Consider the following 24415-nt stretch of genomic DNA (forward strand, 5'->3'; position numbering starts at 1 on the left):
TAGAACATGCCAGATTGATTGACAATCAATCGACTCGCCGTATAGTCCTTACAATCTGAATGTGGAGAGGACTGAGGGGATGGTAGCGAGGTTCGGCCTTGTGTCGGCGATGGTGTGCGCGGCTTCAAGCTCAGCATTGGCCGAACGCGTTCTGGTTTCCAACCAATCCGAATACGAAGCTGCTGCTGCCCGTGTTACAGCGGGTGATACGATTGTGCTTGCTCCCGGCGAATGGGGTGATTTCGAGCTTGTGATCACGGGTGAAGGGCGTGCGGATGCGCCGATCACTGTCATGGCGCAAAATCCAGGCGAAACGATCCTTACAGGTCAATCCAGCCTACGCATCGGCGGCGAATACATCGTGGTCTCTGGGCTGGTGTTTCGCGATGGTTACAGCCCGCGCGGGGAAGTGATTGCCTTTCGCGTTTCCAAAGAAAATCAGGCCAGCAATAGCCGCGTCACGCAAGTCGTAGTCGATGGCTTTAGCAAACCTGATCGGTATGAGAGCGATTATTGGGTTGGTATTTATGGCAACCGCAACCGATTTGATTACAATCATTTGTCGGGAAAAACCAATAAGGGCGTGACGCTGGCCGTTCGGCTCGATTCAGAAGAAAGCCGCGAAAACGATCACCAGATTGCTTACAATTATTTCGGTCCGCGCGCGGTGCTTGGGTCAAATGGCGGCGAAACCCTGCGCATCGGTACCAGCCGATATTCGATGTTCAATTCCAATTCGCTGGTTGCCTATAACATATTCGACCGAACCGGCGGCGAAGTGGAGATCATATCGTCAAAATCCGGCGGGAATGTCTTTCGCGGCAATGTTTTCCTGAAGGCGCGCGGCACACTGACTCTGCGTCACGGCGACAATAACGTGGTCGAAGGCAATGTCTTTCTTGGCGGCGGAGAGGATTACACAGGCGGTATCCGCGTCATCAATCGCGGCCAGCATGTGCTCGGCAATTACATGGAGGGCCTGCGCGGTGAAGCATTCTCCAGCGCGCTCGCGATCATGAACGGCGTGCCCAATTCGCCCGTCAATCGCTATGTCGAGGTGGCAAATGCGCGCATTGAAAACAACACCATTGTCGATAGTCGCCGGGTCGCATTCAATGTTGGCGCAGACGAAGAGCGTTCCGCAGCGCCCAATGGCAGCACATTCCAAAACAATCTGATGAGCGGGCTCGAAGGTGTGTCCTTCATTGAAGCTTACGGCGATGTGTCCGGCATTAAGTTCAGCGGCAACCGTGTTAGCCAAGGCGGCGTGACGGAAAAGCTTGGCGCATTGACGCAGGCACCTGCCGCGATGGAGCGGGCGGCCAATGGTTTGCTTTACCCTACCGATCCAGAGCTTGCCCATGTCGGTGCTGCGCGCGATCTGCCTGTGGTGGCATTGAGTCAGGTTGGAGTAAGTTGGTATCCCAAGCCAGCCGAGCGCATTGCGTTTGGCTCATCGGGCCGGACAATCGAAGTGGCGCCCGGGCATGACGCGCTTGCAGACGCGGTGATCGCGGCGCAAGATGGCGATGTTCTGATGCTCAGCGCTGGCAAATACATCGTTGATCGCTCCATTCCGGTTTCTGCCGCTATCGCGATCAAAGGCGCTGGCTCTGAGGAAACCTCAGTTCTGTTCACTCGCCCATCGCTGTTTGAGCTGCGCGAAGGCGGAGAGATTTCTCTTGAAAGTGTCGCAATCGACGGATCGCTTGCACCGGATTCGGTGGGCAATTCGGTTTTAAGGACCACCATCTTTCCGATCCAGTCCAATATGCGGATTGCGCTGGATCGGGTGGCTGTTCGCAATCTTACCGTCAACAAGTCGTTCAATGTGCTCACTTTGGGCAAGAACACTTTAGCAGATCGCGTTTCAATAAAGCGCAGCAGCTTTTCCGACATCACCGGCGCAATCGTTTCCGCCGCAGCAGAAACGGATGATTACGGACAATACAATGTCGAATATCTCGACATAACTGAGAATGACTTTGCGCGCGTTGGCGGGCCTATCGCGGACATTTATCGCGGCGGCCGCGATGAGAGCACTTTCGGGCCAAACGTCACTTTTGCGCAGAATTCGCTTCACGAGGTTGGGCTGGCCGCGACGAATGGTTCTGGCGGCTCGATCAACCTTCATGGCGTTCAGATCGCGGCGCTTACGGACAATATGGTGCGCGGCTCTGCTCCGTTTCGTGTGGTTCACACTGTTGGCACGCCAAAAACATCCATAACGGGCAATGCTTTCGCTGGCACCGCTGATCTGATCCTTGAAGAATTAAATTTCAGCGGAGATCACCGGGCGAACACCATGGGCAACACTTTTGAGAATGGGGATGCAGAATGAGCCGCTCCGTTCTTTTCGCAGCAGCGCTAGCAATGCTTGCAACGCATTCTCCTCTCCAGGCTGCTGCAAAACCAGTGACCGTCTCGTCTGATACGCGGATCGATTCAGGCGAGGCGGTCTTGGCTCATGCGCCGTTGTTCGGGGCAGAAATGGCCCGTGCGAGCGCATTTATTGATGGTATGATGAAGGATGGAATTGTCGTTCCCGTCCCCAAAGACCCCGGCGGCGGCTACACCCACGAACAACATAAACGCAATTTTCGCGCCCTTTATCAGGGCGGGCAGCTTTACCGGATCACCGGCGATGAAAAGTACCGGGTGTTTGTGCGTGACATGCTGCTCGAATATGCCGATCTTTACCCGGCACTTGGCGATCATCCCGCAAAGGCAAACCAGAATGTCGGGCGTCTGTTCTGGCAAGTTCTCAACGATGCCATGTGGCTCGTTCATGCCGTGCAGGGATATGGTGATATCCGCGATACCTTAAGCGCCGAGGAACGCCGGCTGATTGATGACAATGTCTTCCGGCCCGCGGCGCATTTCCTGTCTGTGGATTCTGAGCGGACGTTTAATCGCATTCACAACCACGCCACATGGGCCACTGCCGGGGTTGGCATGACCGGTTATCTGCTTGGCGATGATGACATGGTTGAGCGCGCTCTGCTTGGGTCTGACAAAAGCGGCGAAACCGGCTTTATCCGGCAAACCGAATTGCTGTTTTCACCCGACGGATATTACACGGAAGGCCCTTACTATCAGCGTTTTGCGCTCCTTCCCTTCCTGGTTTTTGCCAATGCGATTGAGCGCAACGAGCCAGAGCGCGCAATTTTCAAACATCGCGATGGCATTCTGCTGAAAGCGCTGCGTACAACCGTACAGCAAAGCTATCGCGGTTACTTTTTCCCTTTCAATGATGCGATCCGCGATAAAAGCCTTCGCACGGCTGAGCTTTATGAAGGTATCGCAATCGCTTACGGGCAAACGCGCGATCCAGCCCTGCTTTCAATTGCTGATTTTCAGGGACGCACAGTTCTCACGCCCAATGGCGCCTTGGTCGCGCGCGATCTTGCAGCGGGCAAGGCTAAACCTTTTCCTTTCCAGTCTCTGCTTTTGAGTGATGGGCCCGATGGAGATGAAGGCGCGGTTGCGATTTTGCGGCAGGGTCCGGTCAATCGCGAAGGCGAGCCAGCGACTGCTTTGATTGCGAAAAACAGCTCGCAAGGCATGGGCCATGGCCACTTCGATAAACTTGCATGGCAGCTTTACGATAATGGCAATGAAGTCGTGCGCGATTACGGCGCAGCGCGCTTTCTCAATATCGAGGCGAAGCGCGGCGGGCGTTACCTGCCTGAAAACGAAACTTGGGCGAAAAGTTCAATTGCGCACAACACTCTGGTTGTCGATGAGCAAAGCCATTTCGGTGGTGATGCAAAGCTAGCGGACACGTTCTGGCCCACGCAGCTCTATTTCTCTGATGCGGATGGCTTGCAAGTTTCCAGCGGAGTGATCGCAAGCGCTTATCCCGGCGTAACGATGCGCCGGACATTGGTGATGCCGCAAATCCCTGGTCTCGATGTGCCTGTCGTGATTGATTTGGTCAATGCGCAAAGCAATGAGGCGCATCAATACGATTTGCCGCTGCACTATTCGGGGCACATCATGGAATACGATTTTGCTGCGAAGACCAATGTCGCTGCTCGTCCCGTTTTGGGGACAGACAATGGCTATCAGCATATTTGGGTTGATGCAGAGGCCGCGCAGCAAAGTGGGAAAGGCGCGCTCACATGGATATTGGATGGACGCTTCTACACCTATCGTTTTGCAGCCAATGGACCCGTGACCGCGATCCTTGGCGAAAGCGGCGCAAACGATCCTGAATTTAACCTGCGGCGCGAACCCGTGCTGATCCTGCGCGCCCAACGGGAAGGCGAGGCAAGCTTTGCCAGCCTTTTGGAAGCGCATGGGCTGTATGACGGCGCGACCGAACAAACAATCGACAGCCGCAGCCTTGTTGAAGACCTCGACCATCAGCAGATTGAAGGCACGGATATCGTGCGCTTGACTCTGAAATCAGGACAGCGCTTTGCGATAGCGGTCTCCCATAATCCTGACCCCTCGTCCGCACACAGTGTGACGATCAATGGCGACAGCCTGCAATGGGAAGGGTTTGCGAGTGTAATCGCGCTTTCCGGAGGGGATAACTGACAATGGCAACAATCGCAGAGGCACAAAGCCCGCCCTTCGTGGTCGCGAAGGACACACCCAAAGAAGATCTGGGCGATGGCATATCGCGTCAGATCCTTGGGTTTGGGCCGGAGATAATGATTGTCCGCGTTTGGTTTGAAAAAGGCGCTGTGGGTCAGGTGCATGCGCACCCTCATAGCCAATCCAGCTACGTCGAAAGCGGCAATTTTGAAGTCTTCATCGATGGTGAAAAGCGCATTCTGGGCGCAGGCGATTGCTTTTACATTGCTCCCAATTTGGATCACGGCGCAGTGTGTCTGGAAGCAGGTGTGCTGATCGATACGTTCAGCCCTGTTCGCGAAGATTTTCTTGGGCTGGAGGGCTGAACGATGAAGATGAGCGGACTTCGCTGGTGGGTTGTTAGCCTTGTCGCGATTGCGACGATTATCAATTACATAGATCGCCAAACAATCAATGTCCTTTGGCCAGAACATATTGCGCCAGACTTGTTCCCGGACATGGATGCCGACGGGCATAAGGAAATTCTCGGCATCATCAGTGTCGTGTTCATTTTCTCATATGCGGCAGGGCAGGCGATTTTCGGCAAGATCTTCGATTGGTTGGGCACCCGGATGGGGTTTGTCCTTTCGATTGGCGTTTGGTCGCTGGCAACGGCTGCTCATGCGCTGGCAAAAGGCGTTGTAAGCTTTAGCATTTTCCGCGCTATTCTCGGAATTGCAGAGGCTGGAAACTGGCCCGGTGCGACCAAGGCAAACGCGGAATGGTTCCCGACAAAGGAACGCGCACTTGCTCAGGGTATATTCAATTCAGGCGCCGCTATTGGCGGCATTATATCGATCCCGCTAATCGGCTTTCTTGCGGTAATTCTCGACTGGAAATTGATCTTCATCATCGTCGGTTTGGTCGGCCTTTTGTGGCTGGTGCCGTGGTGGTTTATCGTAAAAGGCCCCCGCAAAGCCACGATTGGCTTTCCGATGATGAGCGCGAATACATTCTTACCGGGCAAAAGCCGGAAACTTCTGATCCGGACGAAGCCAGCGAAGAATACAATCCATCGACAGGCGAACTGCTATCACGCAAGGAAAGCTGGGGCGTCATTATCGCATCAGCCGCTATTGATCCCATCTGGTGGCTTTTCATCATCTGGATCCCAACTTACTTCCTCGAAGTTCATGACTTTGCCATCAAAGACGTCGCCGCTTCTGCTTGGCTCCCGTATGTGGGCGCGATGGTCGGTGCGTGGGTTGGCGGATGGCTTGCTGGCAATCGTCTGAATTCTGGATGGAGCGTTGATAAAACCCGCAAATTCGTCATCACACTGGGCTGCCTGATCATGTTGCCTGCATTGCTGGCGCTGTCAGTTGCATCATCCCCGTGGGCCGCATTGTGGTTGATGTTTGCAATTCTGTTTGGCTTCCAGGTTGCAATTGGAAATGTCCAGACACTGCCCAGCGATCTTTATGGCAAAGGCACTGTGGGTACACTGGCGGGCGTTGCGGGTATGGCCGCGAAACTGAGCGCGGCAGCTTTGACCGCAATTGTTCCGATCATGACCGCGGGCGCCAATTATTATTCGGTGTTTGTTCTTGGCGCAGCTCTCGCGTTGACAGCAATTGCCAGCGTTTGGTTACTTTGCGGGACCATCAAACCGCTCAAACCACAAACCGCATAATCCAGATTTTGAAATTCACCTTTAGGGACGGGACACGATATGAAATTTTCAGGCAAAACAGCCATCGTAACGGGCGGCAGCCGGGACATTGGCCGCGCGGTGTGCGTAAAACTTGGCAGCGAGGGCGCCAATGTGGTTGTCAATTACAACAGCAATGAAGCGGACGCCGATGCGACTGTGGCAGCGGTAGAAGCGGCAGGTGGCAAAGCGATCAAAGTGAAAGCTGATGTGACCAAGCAAGCCGATGTCGCTGCACTTGTCGCAAAGGCTACCGATACTTTTGGTGATGCGATCCACATCCTGGTCAACAATGCAGGCGGTCTGGTCGCTCGCAAGACTTTGGCTGAAATGGACGAAGAATTTTTCAACTTCGTTATGCAATTGAACACGACTTCGACTTTCCTGGCGTGCAAAGCGGCAGTTGCGCATATGAGCGAAGGTGCATCCATCGTGAATCTCGCATCGCTTGCTGGCCGCGATGGCGGCGGTGGCGGTGCGATTGCCTACGCTACTTCAAAAGGCGCGGTTATGACGATGACGCGCGGCCTTGCCAAAGAACTTGGACCAAAAGGCATCCGTGTAAACGCGATTTGCCCCGGCATGATAGCAACCAAGTTCCACGATGACTTTACTCCCGATGCAGCCCGCGAAAATGTTGCCAATTCAACACCGCTGAAACGTCAGGGCAAAGCAGAGGAAACCGCTGAGCTTGTCTCATACCTCGCCTCGGATGAAGCTTCGTTCATTACTGGCGCTAATGTTGACATCAATGGCGGTCTGGCGTTCTCATAACGCTTTACCTTTCCCCCTTTTTTTAAGACTATGAGAGCTTCTCCCCATGGCTGAATTCCTTTCTTTTGGCGAAATCATGCTGCGGCTCAAAACGCCGGGTCATGAACGGTTTTTCCAATCCCCTGCGTTTGAGGCGACCTTTGGCGGGGGCGAGGCGAATGTCGCTGTGGCCTTGTCCAATTACGGGCTTGATGCAGGCTTTGTCAGTGCGCTGCCGGATAATGACATTGGCGACAACGCCATCATGGAGCTGCGCAAATTTGGCGTGGATACAGCGCATATCAGCCGCTCAGGTGACCGGGTTGGCATTTATTTCCTCGAGACAGGCTCCAACCAGCGCCCCTCCAAAGTTGTTTATGATCGGGCAAACAGCTCGATCTGCAATGCCGGCATGGATGAGTTTGATTGGCCGGCAATCTTCAAAGGCGCAAAATGGCTGCACATCACCGGGATCACACCCGCGCTTAGCCAGTCGGCGGCAGACTTGTCGATGGCCTGTGTGAAAGCGGCCAAACAAGCAGGGCTTACGGTAAGCTGCGATTTTAACTTCCGGGGCAAGCTATGGAAGTACGGCAAAAGCGCGCCTGAAGTGATGCGCGAACTCGTCAAATATGTCGATGTCGGCATCGCGAACGAGGAAGACTGCCAGAAATCGCTTGATATCAGCGTGGATGTCGATGTGGAAAGCGGTGAACTGGATACTGCCAAATACGAAGCGCTAGGCCAGAAAGTGCTCGATACCTATCCCGATATGCACACCATTGCGATCACACTGCGCGAAAGCCTTTCTGCGGATCGCAACAACTGGTCCGCCTGTTTGCGCACTCGCGATCACGGCTTTATGTTGTCAAAGAAATACGCGCTTACTGATATTGTTGATCGGGTCGGCGGCGGAGACAGCTTTGCCTCAGCGCTCATCTATGGCCTGAACGCTTATGAAGACCGCCAGCAAAGCCTGGAATTTGCCGTGGCCGCTTCCGCTCTCAAGCATACGATTAGCGGCGATTTCAATCGTGTGAATGTGTCTGAGGTGGAAAAGCTGATGAGCGGCGATGGATCAGGCCGGGTCCAACGCTGAATTTATCAACGCTGGTTCGCAAGGGCACTGCCAGACCATATGTGCTGCTGGCGAAATGCGCCTGATCGGGTAGGACAAGGGCTAAGCCCTGTGGACCAGCCGGCTCGTTTCGCTATTTCATTTCATCACCGCAGATCCTTTGGCTTGAAGGTGGCAAGGACAGCGAAAGCCTTGAGAATTGCATAAGGAAGACCAGGGATAAGACGGCGGCGCCACGCTTTCAGCGGTCAGCACTGAAATGGCATGGCGTGCCAACTGAAATTACTATTGACGGCCCGACTTCCTGCGAGGCGTGATTGGGGTGGTTCGGAGAAGCACGAAGTAAGCCGCTTGTGCAGTGCCCCCGTCTATGCGGGAATTTCTTTCGAGCATCGCTTTTTTCTTCTGCCATTTGCATGCCCTATAGGTGCCGTGTCAGCACGCCTTGCGATTCTCTCACCGGTTTAGCTTCGCCTTCTCAATAGCCAGCCTCTCTGGCGGGCGCTTGTGCGCGGGCGGTTTGCGGTGCGGATGTGGCAGTGCTGATCAATGTCTGCGCCTTGGCGATAGCAGCGGCTTCATCCATTTTGCCTGTGTGAACGGCTGTGCCCATTTCGAGCAATTCCATACTAATCACAGTACCAGCGGAGGCTTCTTCTTCCACCGTGATGCCGCCAGCGCGCAAAAGCGAAGCATCCCATGCCGCGCGCACGGCGTTCCAATATGCGCCGGTCGCTTCCCAATATTCATCCGCCGCGCTCACCGGGTAGCCGTCGAACTTCCTATAGGTGTTAAGAACGCTTTCCTGCACATAGGGCACAGCCTCGCCATTGACCCATTTCATTTTGGTGTTGTCCTGCCAATGGATCCAGCCGCCCGGCATGGGCTGGTGCCGGTTGATCGACATGTAATGATCATAAACCGGATTGCGCGTCGCATCGCGGCGGGCGAGCGGGCGCACAGTCCAGCTCGAACGCCAGCGGCGCACACCGTTGGTGGTTTGCCATTGTCCCCACGCGGCATAGCGCGGGCTATCATCTACCTGGTACACCGTCTGCGCCCAGCGCCCTTTGCGTAAAGCTTCGGGTACGTCCTGCAATTCCCATGTGCCGGGCGCTGTGTACGCCAGAATTTGCTCGGGTTCATATTCCCAGTCTTGTCGCCAGTGTTTCACGACAAAGGGGCTTTCATCCGGACCTACAACCAGCAAGTGTTGAAGGACGATCTTGCGCCCCGTATCCTCAACCACTCGCACGCTTTCGTGCCCGCCGGACATTTTGGGTTCAAGCGGGGTGTAATCGGCGCGCCAGGGTGTGGTCTCTTTCATGTCGAAAGTGACTTTGAAATTGCCCGCCATCGCCAGAATATCCGCGCGGTCAGCCTCAAACGATGCTTGCTCCATTTCAGCTGAGCGTTCGCCCACCGGATCATCAGCCAAAGCAGGTGTGCCTGCCATAGCAAGAACAGCCAGTGCGCCGCCAATCAGTGCGTGTTTCATCATGTCGTATCGTCCCATTCTTACTTAGAAATTCGCGGTTAGAGAGACGCTGAAATTGCGTCCCGGCTGTGTGAAAGCATCGGTGATGGTGGACGCTGTGGTCAGGCCGCGCACATCGTTCCAATAGCTGTAGCTTTTGCCCAAAATGTTGAAGAGACCTGCACGCAGGGTGATCGTATCGCCCACCCGGTAAAAAGCGGTGGCATCCAAAATGAAGAATTCATCCGGGCGGAAGCAATCGCCCTGGCATACGCCGAGAGTTTCATTGGCTGGCTTTTGAGCGTTGTAGGTGCCGATCAACTCGCCGCCGAATGTGCGATCTGGATGGCGGTACCCGATGCCGATAACCGCGTTCAAAGGATCAATAGTGGAAAGCGAGGCATCGGCAAGATTGGGTGATGAAACTTCGCCATCGGCATAGGCGATCGCGAAGCGCGCACGAAAACCGCTGTCTGATTGATAGTCTGCCTTCGCCTCGACACCTGTGACATCAACCGCGTCCAGATTGATGAATTGGAAGATGCTCGGATCAAACGGAGTCCCTGTCCCGCCAACCACTTCTTGCGAGATAAAATTGTCATAGCCAGCGATAAAGCCTGTCAGCGACAGATCGACATTGTCATCATTGTAGCGGATGCCTGCTTCAAAGCTCCCGCTGGTTTCAGGCTCCAGATCGGGACTGGGCGCGGATGTGTAGCCAAAGGCGAGGTTTTCGAAGAAATTGTTCACCTGGCTGGGTGTGGGTGCGCGAAACCCTTGCGCGTAATTGGCGAACAACCGAACTTCGCCGCCCAGTTTCACAACTGCGCCGACCTTGGGCGAAATGCGCGATCCGTCTTGGCCTGTCGCATCAAATGTAGGCAACAGCGGATCATCAGTTGGGTCGAGATCATAAAAGTCGAAACGAACCGCAGGATACAGCGTGAATGCGCCGCTAGCGAATTCTATTGCGCTGCCGATAAATGCGCCTCCAAGCGTGAAATCAGTGGCTGGAAAGGCGCGCGTGGGGAATACTTCGCCAAAGGGCGGGACGACCCCGTCGCGCAATCCTTCTTGGCGAGTGAAACTGATATCAGCGCCATAAGAAACAGTGTGTTTTACACTGCCTGTGGTGAAGCTGGACCTGAAATCGGCAACCGCCCCATACACGCGGTTGTCAAATGTGTTGATCCGTTCGCGATCAGGGCGCGGTGTTGGCGATAGGGGGAGCGGTCTTCATCGGCGAATTGCCGGTCATTGCCATCTTGCCAATACCCGGCAAGATGAGCGTAGTCGAGAAAGCCGGCGCCAGCCTTATCCGCCGCCCAAGTCCAGTCGCCAGACACCCGAGTGCGTTCAATTGAATCAAGCGCGGTGAGATTGTCGACATTCCAGGCTGGAAACGGGCCGAAAAAGACAGGGCCAATGCCGCTTAGCACTTCGGAAAAAACCTCACGTTCCTGATATTCGCCGGTCAGGCGCAGGCGGTGATTGCCGTTGTCCCACACGAGCTTTCCAAGAAAGGCGTTGGAGCTGCCATTCTGCGGATTGGGAGTGGTGCGATCCGGGCCTGTGACGTCATTGGTGCCCTGATTGTCCAATTCTTCGAAATCACGCCGCGAATAGGCCAGCATGGCGGAAAACTGACCGGTAGAGCCAGCCACAGCGATTGTTTCGGCAAACTCCTGATCGGCAGAGCTGTATTGCGCACGTGCAAAACCGCCAAATGCTGCGCCGTCCAGCAGGTCTACTGGATCAGATGTGGTGAAACTGACGGCCCCTGCCAGTCCATCGCTGCCGTAAAAGGCAGATGCGGGCCCGCGCAGGATCTCGATCGATTTGACCAGACCGATGTCGGTTGAGCTGTCGCGGCCCACGCTTTGCGCGCCAAAGCTGAAACCTTGCGGCGTGCGAATGCCATCGACCTGGATGAGCACGCGATTGCCGCCAATGCCGCGAATATTGAAATCTTCATTGCCAGCACGGCCCGTTGATCCAAGCGCTGCGCCAAATCGTGCAGGGGCCCGGCGCACGGTAACGCCCGGTTCAAATCGCACGACATCGCGGATGTCTGTCGCCAGCTCGTCAGCGATTTGTTCAGCATCGATAACCGTTACCGTTGCGGGAGCATCGGCAATTGTCACGGGTGCGCGCGTCGCGGTCACTGTGATCGTTTTGGTGTCCTGCTCATTTTCCTCAGCATTCTCTGCTGCCACGGCAGGATTGGTGAGACTGAGCGCAAGACAGGAACAAGCCGACAATCTCGCGGCTCGATTTTTGAGAATGAACAAGAAAAAACCCCTACATGTTGAATCGCAAATGCGAGTCACTCTCATTAGCATCGAGAGGTGCGGGGTTCTTGTCAACCGGTTTGGTAAAACGTTGCGCAATTCTTGTAGGGCAAGGGGTGGGCTGCATCGCTGATTGCCCCGACCAATAGCCTCGCTAATCGCCCCGCCAACCGTACAGCAAATCGCCGCGCGCATTGCCTGAGCGCAGGCGCCAACTCACAATTCAGCTGAAAAGAATGTCAGGCCTTATTTACCGGCCGGCGCATTCCGGGGTTCCGGGGGCAAATCGTCTTCGATGCTTTTGGCCATCGCTTCGATATCGCGCTCGGCCTTGGCGAAGCGGTCCTCGAACGAGCCTTGAGGGCCATCACCAAATATGATCGCTGCCAGCGCTGCAAGGGTCAGGCATCCAAGGACAATGGCGGGCCGCATCAATAATCGCGCCTGTAGCGCAGATTGACATTGGTGCCGATGGTTCCGCCCGCTTGGCTGAGGACGGACAAAGCGGGCGTGAGGCTGATTTCGAGCTGCGTGGCGGTAAATCCGCGCGCATCCGTGATGACCTCGATATAGACATCATCAGTGATGTATTGCCCGGCAGCAACCGCCGTCCCGCGGCCCGTCGCCTCGTCAGAGCCAAGAATGCGCAGCCGGTCCACGCCCGTGGCAGAGCGCAATTTGCCTAGCGGGTTCAATCCGCCGCTTCCCCCGCGAAGCGCGTTGAGCGATCCAGCCAGCTGAACGGCCTGCAAGGCCGACAGATTGGCAACGCTGCTGCCAAATAGGATGCGCGAAATGATTTCATCCTGAGGAAGTCCCGGCGTGCTGGAGAAGGCGATTTGGGGAGAATAGGCCCGGCCCGATACATCCACACTCACCGTGACTTCTTCGACCTGCTCGCTCGCATTCATCGCGATTGTGGGGTTAACCTCGCGCCCGCCATTGAAACGAATGCTTCCCTGATTGAGTTCAAAAGAGCGGCCAGCAAAGCCCAGCGTCCCTCGAACCAGATCCACTTCACCAGCCATACGCGGATCGCCATTAGTTCCGGTTATGCGCAGGTTCGCGCTCCATTCGCTTTCTAGGCCCATGCCCGACACATACAATTTTTCGTCTGCCACCAGTTCCAGATTGAGCCGGATTTCGGTGAGCAGGTTTGCAAGCTCAACCTGCGACTGTGTTCCGTTTGGGCTCCCATCTTCGGGCGGTGGTTTGAAGCGCACGCCGCTTAGCTCGGGCACTTCGGCAGATCCTGGATAGGCGAGTGTGTAGCGCGCTTCGGGTAGGCGGATCGTTCCTGCCAAAATCGGCATTTCATCCTGGCGCTTCGTGAAGGTTAAATCACCCGTCGCAGTGGCTGACAGAGCATCGCTGCGGGCAAGACGCGCATTGTTCAGCTTGACATCAATATCCATCGGAAACCCGCGATCCGAAGCCAGGCTGACGGTCCCTGAAGCGGACACCGTCCCATCGCCAGCGGCCGCTTCGAGCTGTTCGATCAGCAATTCATCACTATCAAACCGCCCTGCAAACGTCATATCTGCCAAGCGAGTGCCATAGACAAGATTTTCATAGGTGAGCCCTTTGCCGCGGATAATACCTGTGAGCGCAGGCTTGCCTACCTGACCGGAAAAATCAGCAGCTATGCCAAGCGCTCCAGTTAAATCCTGATCGTCCTGTCCGGCGAGCGAGAACACCGCTTGGGCAGGGCCATTATAGCGAATGCCCCCACCAAGGGGCGCGCCCAGCAATCGGTCAACCCATGAACCTGTACCGGGGGGAAGGGGAGTGAGGCTGGCATTCAGCCGTCCAATCACTGCCCCGCGCTGACGAATGACCGCGCGGCCCGCCCCGCCGCTTGCCTGCAATTGCCCGACAAAATTCACATTTAAGGGCTCACTGACCGATGTCGCGGTGGACCGGGTCAGCCCTCTGATCCGCAGCCGTGCATCGGCGCGCGGGAAACTGGTCACGCTTGCCTGAACGAAATCGAGGCTGCCTGATGCCTTGCCGCCGATTCCGAGATCGGGCGACATCGAATTGAGCAGCTTGAGCTCTACATCCTTCAGCCGGCTTTGCAGTTTGACAGTATCGCCAAATTCGCCTGCAATCTGCGCGCTGCCTGCGCCAATATTAAGCCGCGTAGGCAGCAGATCATAGCTGTTTGTGCGCGGGATTATGCGGGCAGGGGTGGCGGTTTTGAAGGGAATGCCGCGCACATTGCCATCCATGGCGGCGCGCCACAGATCAGGGGCCAGCTGCGCGTTGGCAGCAATGCGAAACGGCGCGCCATTATCGCCAGAGGCTAGCAATTGGGCTGTGCCCGTTCCTTGCTTGTAATTCACCTGAGCGCGCACCTTATCGATGGTGGTGCCAAAGTAATTCGCATTGGCAAGCTGGATATCTGCGACCACTTGGGGCTGATCATACAGCACCACATCGGCATCAATAATGCCGCGGCCAATGGTCAATTGAGCAGGGCCGGGCAAAGTGGTGCCCGAAGAGCGCAGCGCAATCGCAGCGGTCTGGAATTTGCCTTCGCCCCCCAATTGCACCAGACCCGCGAGGCCGCGCCCATTGGCGTTCAGTTCGCCGGTGAAGGGCCCCGCTGCGCTTTGGCGTATTTCGCCTGAGAAGCCGATGCCGCTCAAATCACCTTCATTGATGGCAAACGTAATCGGACCGCGGCTGAGATCGGCGATCATATCAGCGCGCAGCGGGCCGTAATCGGTGGCCGCATCCGCAAGGATTGCATAGCGGCCATTATTGCCGCGAATTTTGGCTGTCAGGTCAGCAAGGCCGATCCCAAGTCCGGGCCGGGCCGCCTTGATTGTCGCTGTGGGGCGAGTAACAGTCCCTGCCAATTGAACGCCAAGCGGGCCGTAATCATCGGAAAGCCCGCTTGCTACGAGATTGATCTGGCCGTCTGTTGAATAACTGCCGCGCCCATCGCGCAAGGCAAAGGAAGGCGCGGTCAGCCGCAAATTGGAAAAACGCGCGGTGCCATCGCTGCCATAGGACACGTCACTGGATGCGCGCAGATTGCCGCCAAGAAAATCGCGAACGCTTTCATTCGTCAGCTGTGTCGATCGCGCTTTGACAGAGCCTGCGAGTGCGTATTCGCCCGTATTGCGCGCTTCAAGATCTACATCGCTTGTGATGTCGAACAAGCCTACGCTTTCAAGCCGATAATTGTCGATCTTGCCATCCAGCGCGCCTGCATATCGGCCCGCCTCGGCATCGGCCAGCAAGGTGACCTGCGCGTCAATCCGGCTCGATTGCAGTCGCAAATTGTCAGAAAGAATCCGCGGCCATGCGATCAAGATATCGCCCGTCAAAGCGATATCGCTTAACGTTCCTCCAGCGGCTGTATCCAGGCCAGTGATCCGTGTCACGCGCGCGGAAACCGGGATAGTCATATTTGCGACGTCAACGTTTGCCGCGCCGCTTGCATTCAGCCCCTCAATCCCGATGCCGCTTGCCGCAATGCGGTTTGCATCAATGTCATACTGCACCGCAGGCGCCGAAAATTCCCCATCCAGCGTTAGCTGCGCGCGCAGGCCTGATCCGCGAATGTCGGGCGCGATTGTGCCGGGTTGCAGCAGCGCGAAGTTCGTCCGGAAATCCTCAAAAGTATTTTGCGACAGATCAACGAGACCGATGGCAGCAAGGTTGAACGCGTCGCTGAATACGCGCCCATCAACTTTTGCAGTGCGCTCATCCAAGGCTGCCTCAATATCGAGATTGGTGGCATCTCCCAGCAATTGCGCCATCGCTTCAGGCGCAAATGCGGACAATCGCATATCGCCGCGTGCTCCAACTGTGCCATTGCGGGCTGTGAGGTCGATATCGGCGATATCGGTCCCGTCCAACACTGCCGAAAAATCACCTTCCCATTTGGTCCAATCGCCTTGGCCTTTCAGTGTTGCTTGCAAAGGGCCAGGCAAACCCGCCAAAGCCGCGATCACCCCGTCTTCAGGGGCGTTGACTGACAGAGCGAGGTCCAAAATGTTGTCTTCGGGCACTGCGTCCAGCACCAGAGTAAGACTGTCACCTGCCGCATCGCTATCGCCGCTGGCCATGCTGGCCGCGTCAAAATTGACCACGGCGTGCCCATCTTCGATATGCGCATTGCCTGATAGCTGAGCGACCCGCTGGGTGCCGGTCACACCGCGTTCAACCGTCAGTTGATCAATTGCGAACCGTCCCACATCGATGTCGTAATCGGGCAGCAGCGGTGCATCACTCGGCGGTGTCTCGGCAAATTCGGGGAGCCGTGCGAGAACGGCGGTTTCACCTGATAGCTCCGTGATGTCGATATGCCCTGCGATAAAGGCAAAGGGGTTCCAATCGAGCGCGATTTCAGGGGCGGAGGCAAACACGCCCTGCGGATCGGACAGGGTCAGATCGCGAATGGTGAGTTCGCTGTAAAGCGAGCCTTCGAGCGAGCCAATCCCGATCTCAAGACCGTTTTCAAATTCCAGCGCTTCAATCTGGTCCTTGACAAAATCGCGTCCCGGTGACGAATTGAGCGCAATCAGTGCGATGCCTGCGATCAGGATCACCGCAGCGATCACCGCGATTGCCCCAACCATAACGCGTTTGAGCCATGACCAGCTCTGTTTTGTCTCGCTCTCGGACATCAAAATGCCTGCCCAATAGAGACATAGACATTGATCAGGCTTTCACCCTCGCGCCGATTGATCGGAGTTGCGACATCCAGCCGCAAGGGACCAAAATTGGTATAGAACCGGCCGCCAATTCCTGCGCCGAAACGGATGTCGGAAAATGTCGGCAGAGTGTCTGTGTAAACCTGACCCGCATCGACAAAGGCAACAATTCCATAATCGCCAAAGCGATATCGCACTTCGGCAGCGGCTTCGATCACGCTGCGCCCGCCAATCGGAGTGATGGTGAATTCATCGGCGGTTTCATCAGGATCAGTGGGGTCAAAATTGTCATTGGGCACCAGCACATTTGGCCCCAATTGCTGGAAACCGAACCCGCGCACCGATCCCCCGCCGCCTGCATAAAGCCTGCGTGATGGAGCAATGTCGGAGCGATCTGCACCGGTAATGCTGCCAAATTTCGCTCTGCCTGCAAGAACGAAATTCTCATTGATCGGATAATACGCGGTGCTGTCGATCACGGTGCGCACATAGGGCACGAATTCGTTGTCAAAAGATGCCTCAGGTTGGAGCAATGCGCTGACCCTGAAACCTTTGGTTGGGTTTAAAAGATCATCGGATGTGTCAAACCCGACCTGCCCGGTTATCGATCCGATAAAATAGGTCTGATCCACGATATCGCCCAGATCGGCATCAAACGCCTCTTCGACGCTTCCGATGGCTTCTGCGCCAAATGCATAGGTAAAGCGTTTCTGCCAGATCGGAGTGGAGACGTAGGAATAAAGCAGACCAATGCGCCCGGTGAACGCCTCGAACGCATCAAAATCTGAGCGCAGCGCGTTAAGGCCCACTTCAAAGGTCCGGTCACGCTGCCCTGCATTGGCGCGGCGAAAGTTCAGCCCTGCGCCTTGCTCATTTGTGCCTGCAACAGCCGAGGCTGACAGCGCGCCTTCGGGCGGGAACAAATTGCGATGGGTCCAGCTTCCTTCAAGGCGAAAACCCTGACCAGTTCCAAACCCAAAGCTGCCGGCCAGCGTGCGCGGTGGTCCTGCATTCTGATCGACGGCGATGGTCACATACTCCGTGCCATCGCCAGCATCCTCGCCCGTGCGTTCGGGCACGACACCGACGGTGTTAAAAAGGCCGGTTGCAACCAATGCTTTGCGCAGATCATCGAGACCGCGGCTGTCAAACAATTCGCCGCGTTCAAACCGCGCAATGGTCGCGACATGATCAGCATCAAAAGCGGTGTCGCCGCGCGCGACAAAACCGCCAATTCTGGCGCGTGGTCCGATATCAACTGGCAATGTGTAATCGCCGGTTGCCGTGATCGGATCGAGCAGCACATCGCGCTGGCCCAGTTCGGCAAAGGGATAACCGTTTTCAGGCAGAGCAGTCGCGATTAGAGCTTCATTTGCCAGAATGCGCGATGCAATAATCGGTTCGCCCAATTCAAGCGCAGAATTATTCGCAATCAAACCGGCCGGGACCGTAGGTTCAGCCTCAATCTTGATCGATGCCAGCGTAAATCGTTTGCCTGGCGTAATGTCGAGCGCTGCGACAATTCCAGTTTCGCCGCTTTCAGTTGTGTTTTCGATCCGCGTTGCGACTTCGCTTTGATACCAGCCCTCGGACCTCAACAGACGCTGAACCAATTCCCCATCCTCGGTCAGCCGCGCTCTAATCATGGCGAGGTTGGCAGCTTTGCCATCCCCGTCTTCCAGTGCGGAAAGCCGATCGAATTCGCCCCGCAGGTCAAATTCGGTCTCTTCATCGGCTTGCGCGAGGCCAGTTATTGCCGAGGTATAGGCGAGCTCTGGCGCGGGTTCTGTGTCGCTTCTTGGTGCGTCGGCCAGTTCAACCTCCACCAGTTCAAACTGATCGAGCGGTGTGAGCGGGCGGGTTAGGTCAGCATCGCGAATGGGCGCATCGGCGATCACTTCTGTGCGGTCACCATCTGCCAGTTCGGGCAGGATAACGGTTGCCGCTGTTTCGTCGATAGGACCGTCTTCCGCCTCGTCAGCGACAAAGCGGCGCTCAAAATCCTCCAGCGATTCCAACTCCTGATCAAGCGCGGGATCATCAAGATCGAGTTCAGGGATCGCGGATGCAAATTCATCATCAGATATGACGGGTTCGATTGAGGGAAGAGCTGAGCCTGTGGGTGGAGCAGGCTCAATCTCAGCATCAATTTGCGTATCTTGTGCTGCCAATGGCGCCCAGGCCACACCAAGTGCAAGCCAGACGAGCGAATGTCCCGACAGAACCAAAGATTGCTGCGCTCGAAATACCATTTTGCTTTAATCAATACGCCTTGCGTTGCGGGCCAGGCGTTACATCACTCCACATGATCCAAAGAGCGAAAGGTTCCCGCCATTGCTTGCGGGCTCCTCTACCGGTGCCTGTATGATTAAACACTTGAGCGGGAAAGTGTTCCAGCATCACTCCGGTCAAACCGATGGACCGACGGGTTTGCGCGCCGACCAGTTACATCAGCCCGTTATATCGCCGGTCACTTAGAAGCACTCCTGCGAGCCCTTTATGAACCATCGCTAAGCCTCCGAAGCGGCGCAATGCGTCTTCAGATAGTCCTCGTGAGTGGGGAGGCCGTTGGTCGCGCGTTCGACCAAAGAACGTACACTGTCCAAAAATTCCTGCAATTGCGCATCTGACAGGCCGTTCGCCATGGGATCGTGAGCTTTCGGGGTAACGCCTTGCCCCAACATTACCTGCACCCAGCTCGCTTCGCGGAACAAGTCATCAGCATCGCGGCCAACCCGGCCAGATGATGCAAACAATTCTTGTTTCTGGGTCAGGCTCTCTGGCACATCCATATGCTTGCAATAACGCCAAAATTCAGTGTCCTCACGAGTGGTCTGCTTATAATGAAGAATGAGAAAATCGCGGATCTGCTCAAATTCTTGGGCGCACCTGCGATTGTATTCCGCGCGTTCCCGCTCGGCGTTCTGACTGCTTGGAAACAGTTGTATAAGGCGGTTGATCTGAGATTGGATGAGGTGAATGCTGGTCGATTCCAACGGTTCCAGAAACCCGCTCGATAATCCGATAGCAGCGCAATTGTGCGACCAAAACTGCGACCGGCGCCCTGTGGTAAAACGAATAGGGCGGGGGTCAGCCAGAGCCTTGGTATCAAGACCCGCGATAAGAGTTTCACTCGCCTCATCATCAGATAAAAAGTCGGCGCAATATACGTGGCCATTGCCTGTGCGATGTTGCAGCGGAATGCGCCATTGCCATCCCGCAGATTTCGCAGTGGCGCGAGTGTAGGGCACTAATGTTTCTAGCCGCTCGCTTGGAACAGCTTGGGCGCGGTTGCATGGGAGCCAATGCGACCAGTCTTGATATGCCACACCCAGTTCCTGCCCGATCAGCAATGCGCGAAACCCGGTGCAATCGATAAAGAAATCGCCGTCGATCCGATCGCCATTGCTGAGCGTGATGGCGGTCAGATCCCCGTCTTCCCCGTCGCGCGATATAGACTGTACGATCCCTTCGGTTCGTTTGACGCCGCGGTTTTCGCAATATTCACGCAGATAGGTTGCATATAGGCTTGCGTCGAAATGATAGGCATAGGCCAAGCCCGTCATGGCGGTATTACCGACACGGTCCAGCTTTCCAAATTTAGCCTTATCAGCCGCACATTGATGGAGCGAATAGTGCCATAGATCCTGGGTAATACCGAGCTGTTTGCCGCGTTTCCAATGATGATGGAAAGAGACATTCGCGAGGCTCATGCCCGCGTCGCCAAAGGTGTGCAGATAGCGCGATCCGAGGCTTCCCCAGTCGACAAACTCAATGCCCAATTTGAAAGTGCCATTGGTGCGGCGCACGAAATCATGTTCATCTAGGCCAAGGATAGTGTTGAGCCGGATGATCTGCGGGATGGTTGCTTCACCCACACCAACCGTGCCGATCGTGTCGGATTCAACCAATTCGATCGAAAGTGTCTTGCCAAGCAGGCGAGAAAAGGCTGCCGCGGCGATCCACCCAGCAGTGCCGCCGCCCACAATGACAAGTTTTTCAAGAGGTTTCTTCATGGCCTAGATACGATGAGATCGGACTTTGGCCGAAAAAATGCATTGATGGTCAGGCGACCTTCGACGGGGTCCGGTGAAAGAGGTGCTTTTTCATTGATAAGGCCGGAATGGAGCATGTTACCGCGATAGAACACTGCCTGATTGAATGCACCATCACTGGCATAAATTCGCTCAAAATGCGGGGCCCCGTCGGTGACATAAGCTGGCGGCGGCAATCCGGTGGCGCGGACATCGTTCTCCAAAGTCGCTTTGTATTGCGGGAAATTATCCGCTGTTAGCGCTTCAAAACCAGTAGGTAGGTGGCGATAAAACCCGGTCCCGCCATGATCGGTTCGACCAAGGTAAAGCATCATGGCGATTTGATGGGGATCAGTGCCGTCGACGTGCGGAAAGCACTGCATGGGAACAAGCCTTGAGGGGGGCGTTGTGACCAGCGAAAACCAAGCCTGCATCTCCCACCCATGGGCTGCTTTTCCGAATTGCGCATCGAGCATCGGCGCGAGTTGGTTGAGCAATGCAGTGCTCGCCATTTCGTCAAGCTGCGACCGGAGACCAGGATATTGCGGCGTGATCTCTGCAAAATTTTGCAAAGATGCGATATCAACAACGGCATCAGGATTGGCAAGGAGGTCATGCACTTCGATAAAATCATGATTTTTCGAAGGAAACAAATCGGACCGAAGAGTCGCGAGCGAGATTGACCAGTTTTGCATTCTTAGATGTTGGACCTTCCTGTGAGTTCGCCGCCCACGCAGCCTAACAAACCAGAACTGAAGCGCAAAGCAGTTAGGCCTAGGAATTTGAAATATATGAATAATGTCGGATTTCAGAGTTTATAGTGCCGTGTTGCAGATGGTTTGCCGCGCGAGAATTGCCACGCTGAACTGGAAAGTGTGGCAGTGCGGCCACATCTTTGAGGGTGTTGGGGATTGTTTTCGCAAAAGCCGGACCTGATTTATTTGAAAGTGCTGATTAATAACATAAAAATGATCTCTCACTCATCTTTGGTGCAAATGCAGTTTCCGATTTACGGATCAAGTTTGATGCGTTATGCAAAAACATGCAAACACGCTAAGATCGTGATGCCCTTGGGGAGGATTTGAAATGGGATTTAAGCTTCACACTGCCAATGCGCGCCTGCTTTGCAGTGCTGCTACTGGGCTTGTGCTCGTAGCGGGCGCTTCGCCTGCTGTGGCTCAAGATGAGCAGTCAGATAACGCACCGCAGGCGGCTGATGATGGCAACCAGATTGTTGTCACTGGTATCCGCAGTGCTATTCAAAATTCGCTCGAGACAAAGCGGGATGCAACGTCAATCGTTGAGGTCATCTCAGCTGAAGATCTTGGCCAATTGCCCGATCTGTCAATCGCCGATTCCTTGGCACGTTTGCCCGGTGTCACCGCGCAGCGCGTGCGTGGCCGTTCGCAACAGGTTTCCATTCGCGGCCTTGGCCCTGATTTCTCACTTGCTCTCTTGAATGGCCGTGAAATTGTCTCAGCGGGCAATAACCGCGGGATCGAATTCGACCAATTCCCCTCTGAGCTCATCAGCCAGGGCGTCGTCTACAAAACTGGCGATGCGCAGCTGGCTGCTATTGGTATTGCCGGGGCGGTTGATCTGCGCACGGTTCGTCCACTCGATTTCAACGACACTCAGCTGAGTGTTTCGGGTACTTACGTCTATAACGACAGCGGTTCGCGCAATCCTGACTTTCCCGAGGATGGTTACCGTTTCTTTGGGTCTTACATCGATCAAAACGAGGCCGGTACTGTCGGCTGGTCCATTGGCGCCACGATCCAATCTAACCCAACGCATTTTATCTCACGGGAATTGAAGACCAACCAATTCCAAGTTGCGCGGGATGCAAATGGTGTCATTTACCCTGCGGACAACCCACGCCAGGGCGCGGTGAGCCGTGAATTTGAGCGGACGTCAGTTGCTGGTTCTTTGCAGTTTGAGCCAAGCGAAGACTTCTCACTGATGTTCGACGCGTTTTACACCGAAACCACCGATGCTGGTATTTTCCGAGGGACGGAAACTCCAATTGCATCATGGAGTGGTGCGCAGTTTGAAGGTGCAACAGGGGCGGGCCCATTTGCTGACAGTGCGAGTTATTCCGCCGTGGTGCCAATCCTGCGGACCGATACTGAAGGCAATGAAACTGAAATTTTCGCGCTTGGCGCCAATCTTGATTTCAATGTGACTGACAATCTCAGTTTCATTCTGGATTATGGTTTCTCAACCCTGGACCGCGAGGATATCGATTACGAATCCTATGCTGGCACCGGCCCTGCACGGTCGGGCGCTCAGGATACGTTGAATTTCACATTCCCAAGCGACGGGACATACAGCATTGACGGTTTGATTGACTACACCGATCCAGCCAATGTTCTGCTGACCGATCCAGGTGGTTGGGGCCAGGTTGGCTTTCTGCGTGAGCCCGTCATCAATGATCAATTGCATCAACTTCGCGCCGAACTTGGGTGGGAATTTGACGGCGGCTTTCTCGACAGCATGATCGTGGGCTGGTTGTTCACTGATCGCACCAAAGATTTTGACAATAACGGCACGTTCCTCCGGCAAGGTGCTGGTTTTGTGAACGGGTCAGCAGCCATTCCGGGCGATCTGATCGTAGGCGCGACCGATACCGGTGACCTTGGTCAGAATATCATCGCCTATGACCCAGCTGATTTGTTGACCAATGGCACATATCTGCTCGAACGGGCGACCGATGACACCGAATGGGAAGTCAACGAAACCGTTCACAATTTCTATGTGCAGGCCAATATCGATGGTGATCTGGGCAGCATTCCTGTGCGCGGCAATATCGGGTTGCGCTATGCCTATACCGACCAGTCATCGACAGGCACTATCAGCGGCGGATTGGTGAACACAGTCGGCACTACCTATGGCGATTGGCTTCCCAGCGCCAACCTCAGCTTTGAAGTGGCTCCAGACACTTTCATCCGCCTTGCAGCAGCTGAGACGATCACCCGTTCACGGCTCGATCAGTTGGCGGCAAACCAGAACATCACGTTCAACAATTTGAGCTGTTCTGATACTGACGGTGACCAAATCCCAGATACTCTGCTGGCGTTTAATCCGCCGGCTGTGGTTTGCTTCAATTTGGGCGGCGGAAACCCTCTATTGGAGCCATTTGAGTCGACATCATTCGATGTCTCATTCGAAAAGTACTTCTCCCCAGGCACTGCGATTATCGTGGCGGGTTTCCACAAGGATCTCTCGAATTGGATCATTGATTTCAATGAATTGCGAGACCTGACGCGCGAAATCAATCTGGGCAATTTCGATGGCAATGGTCTGGTGACAGCCAATCCGGAATTGGCCAACGGTGTGTTCAGCGGACCGGTGAACTTTTCGGACGGCACAATCACCGGTGTTGAAGGCACGGTTCGCGTTGATTTTGGCGATGTCACCAATGCACTTGATGGATTTGGCGGCTTCGTCAGCATCACTTATGCCGATGCATCGGTCGAAAACCAGAACGGGGACTCAATTCCGATCCCTGGCTATTCAGACACAACGTGGTCTGCTGATCTTTTCTACGAGAAAAGCGGGTTTAGAGCAAAGCTGGCAGCAAGGTATCGTAGCGGGTTCCTTTCAGAGGTCCAAAACTTCGCCGGCGGACTTGATGGTGCCGATGCTCAGAGCGAAACCATCCTTGATGCGCAAATTGGCTACACCTTCCAGGATGAAAGCGGTCCTCTATCGGGCCTGGGACTCTTGATCGAAGTGTTCAACCTCACGAATGAACCGTTTGTTACTCAGAACGACCTGCTTGGCGTAGGTGGTGATGTGATTGGTACATTCCCTAGCCGTCATGAAGTTTATGGCCGGACGTTCAACTTTACGCTCCGCAAAAACTTTTGAACCT

Annotated in this window: 15 protein-coding genes and 1 pseudogene; 8 read left to right on the forward strand and 8 right to left on the reverse strand. The window is 55.1% G+C overall.

The window, feature by feature from the left end:
• Positions 1–79 precede the first annotated feature (79 nt).
• From AC0V6L_RS09420 to AC0V6L_RS09450, 7 genes and pseudogenes are all read left to right on the forward strand, one after another.
• A complete protein-coding gene (locus AC0V6L_RS09420; RefSeq protein WP_486154016.1) occupies positions 80–2341 on the forward strand; it encodes a polysaccharide lyase 6 family protein in 2262 nt (753 codons plus the stop codon).
• The gene (locus AC0V6L_RS09425) at positions 2338–4545 is read left to right on the forward strand and encodes an alginate lyase family protein (RefSeq protein ID WP_486154017.1); all 2208 of its coding nucleotides are present in this window, start codon (positions 2338–2340) and stop codon (positions 4543–4545) included. Before AC0V6L_RS09420 ends, AC0V6L_RS09425 begins: the two co-directional genes overlap by 4 nt.
• Before the next feature lie 2 nt (positions 4546–4547).
• The gene (locus AC0V6L_RS09430; protein ID WP_486154018.1) at positions 4548–4910 is read left to right on the forward strand and encodes a cupin domain-containing protein; all 363 of its coding nucleotides are present in this window, start codon (positions 4548–4550) and stop codon (positions 4908–4910) included.
• A gap of 9 nt (positions 4911–4919) precedes the next feature.
• Positions 4920–5477 (forward strand): annotated as a pseudogene (locus AC0V6L_RS09435) (MFS transporter); the annotation flags it as partial.
• Complete coding sequence (locus AC0V6L_RS09440) at positions 5474–6217, forward strand: MFS transporter (RefSeq protein ID WP_486155095.1); 744 nt, start codon at positions 5474–5476, stop codon at positions 6215–6217. The pseudogene AC0V6L_RS09435 and the gene AC0V6L_RS09440, both read left to right, overlap by 4 nt.
• Before the next feature lie 39 nt (positions 6218–6256).
• Complete coding sequence (locus AC0V6L_RS09445; protein WP_486154019.1) at positions 6257–7009, forward strand: SDR family NAD(P)-dependent oxidoreductase; 753 nt, start codon at positions 6257–6259, stop codon at positions 7007–7009.
• Between the two features lie 46 nt (positions 7010–7055).
• Complete coding sequence (locus tag AC0V6L_RS09450; RefSeq protein ID WP_486154020.1) at positions 7056–8087, forward strand: PfkB family carbohydrate kinase; 1032 nt, start codon at positions 7056–7058, stop codon at positions 8085–8087.
• 457 nt (positions 8088–8544) lie between these two features.
• Here the strand turns inward: AC0V6L_RS09450 and AC0V6L_RS09455 are convergent, their stop codons facing one another.
• From AC0V6L_RS09455 to AC0V6L_RS09490, 8 genes are all read right to left on the reverse strand, one after another.
• Entirely contained in the window at positions 8545–9567 is a 1023-nt protein-coding gene (locus tag AC0V6L_RS09455) for a DUF6607 family protein (RefSeq protein ID WP_486154021.1), read from the reverse strand.
• Positions 9568–9588: 21 nt separating this feature from the next.
• Positions 9589–10713: a TonB-dependent receptor domain-containing protein gene (locus AC0V6L_RS09460; protein ID WP_486154022.1), complete on the reverse strand. Its 1125-nt coding sequence runs from the start codon at positions 10711–10713 to the stop codon at positions 9589–9591.
• Positions 10662–11759 carry a TonB-dependent receptor plug domain-containing protein gene (locus AC0V6L_RS09465; protein ID WP_486154023.1) on the reverse strand — a complete coding sequence of 366 codons (1098 nt, stop codon included), beginning with the start codon at positions 11757–11759 and terminating at the stop codon, positions 10662–10664. The genes AC0V6L_RS09460 and AC0V6L_RS09465 overlap by 52 nt, the downstream gene beginning before the upstream one ends.
• 321 nt (positions 11760–12080) lie before the next feature.
• Positions 12081–12266: a hypothetical protein gene (locus tag AC0V6L_RS09470; RefSeq protein ID WP_486150202.1), complete on the reverse strand. Its 186-nt coding sequence runs from the start codon at positions 12264–12266 to the stop codon at positions 12081–12083.
• On the reverse strand, positions 12266–16477 hold the full coding sequence (locus AC0V6L_RS09475) for a translocation/assembly module TamB domain-containing protein (protein ID WP_486154024.1): 4212 nt from the start codon (positions 16475–16477) through the stop codon (positions 12266–12268). The genes AC0V6L_RS09470 and AC0V6L_RS09475 overlap by 1 nt, the downstream gene beginning before the upstream one ends.
• A complete protein-coding gene (locus AC0V6L_RS09480) occupies positions 16477–18675 on the reverse strand; it encodes an autotransporter assembly complex protein TamA (protein WP_486154025.1) in 2199 nt (732 codons plus the stop codon). The genes AC0V6L_RS09475 and AC0V6L_RS09480 overlap by 1 nt, the downstream gene beginning before the upstream one ends.
• Before the next feature lie 339 nt (positions 18676–19014).
• Entirely contained in the window at positions 19015–20520 is a 1506-nt protein-coding gene (locus AC0V6L_RS09485; RefSeq protein WP_486154026.1) for a tryptophan halogenase family protein, read from the reverse strand.
• Entirely contained in the window at positions 20517–21233 is a 717-nt protein-coding gene (locus AC0V6L_RS09490) for a DUF6445 family protein (protein ID WP_486154027.1), read from the reverse strand. Before AC0V6L_RS09490 ends, AC0V6L_RS09485 begins: the two co-directional genes overlap by 4 nt.
• A gap of 391 nt (positions 21234–21624) precedes the next feature.
• Between AC0V6L_RS09490 and AC0V6L_RS09495 the strand changes: the two genes are divergently transcribed.
• Positions 21625–24411, forward strand: a complete 2787-nt coding sequence (locus AC0V6L_RS09495; protein WP_486154028.1) for a TonB-dependent receptor — start codon at positions 21625–21627, stop codon at positions 24409–24411.
• Positions 24412–24415 lie beyond the last annotated feature (4 nt).

Source organism: Erythrobacter sp. JB1-15 (assembly GCF_057365035.1).

Bases quoted from the DNA above. Each gene is read 5' to 3' on its own strand.
- AC0V6L_RS09420 (WP_486154016.1), top strand. From the start codon at position 80: ATGGTAGCGAGGTTCGGCCTTGTGTCGGCGATGGTGTGCGCGGCTTCA.
- AC0V6L_RS09425 (WP_486154017.1), top strand. From the start codon at position 2,338: ATGAGCCGCTCCGTTCTTTTCGCAGCAGCGCTAGCAATGCTTGCAACG.
- AC0V6L_RS09430 (WP_486154018.1), top strand. From the start codon at position 4,548: ATGGCAACAATCGCAGAGGCACAAAGCCCGCCCTTCGTGGTCGCGAAG.
- AC0V6L_RS09445 (WP_486154019.1), top strand. From the start codon at position 6,257: ATGAAATTTTCAGGCAAAACAGCCATCGTAACGGGCGGCAGCCGGGAC.
- AC0V6L_RS09450 (WP_486154020.1), top strand. From the start codon at position 7,056: ATGGCTGAATTCCTTTCTTTTGGCGAAATCATGCTGCGGCTCAAAACG.
- AC0V6L_RS09455 (WP_486154021.1), bottom strand. From the start codon at position 9,567: ATGATGAAACACGCACTGATTGGCGGCGCACTGGCTGTTCTTGCTATG.
- AC0V6L_RS09470 (WP_486150202.1), bottom strand. From the start codon at position 12,266: ATGCGGCCCGCCATTGTCCTTGGATGCCTGACCCTTGCAGCGCTGGCA.
- AC0V6L_RS09475 (WP_486154024.1), bottom strand. From the start codon at position 16,477: ATGTCCGAGAGCGAGACAAAACAGAGCTGGTCATGGCTCAAACGCGTT.
- AC0V6L_RS09485 (WP_486154026.1), bottom strand. From the start codon at position 20,520: ATGAAGAAACCTCTTGAAAAACTTGTCATTGTGGGCGGCGGCACTGCT.
- AC0V6L_RS09490 (WP_486154027.1), bottom strand. From the start codon at position 21,233: ATGCAAAACTGGTCAATCTCGCTCGCGACTCTTCGGTCCGATTTGTTT.
- AC0V6L_RS09495 (WP_486154028.1), top strand. From the start codon at position 21,625: ATGGGATTTAAGCTTCACACTGCCAATGCGCGCCTGCTTTGCAGTGCT.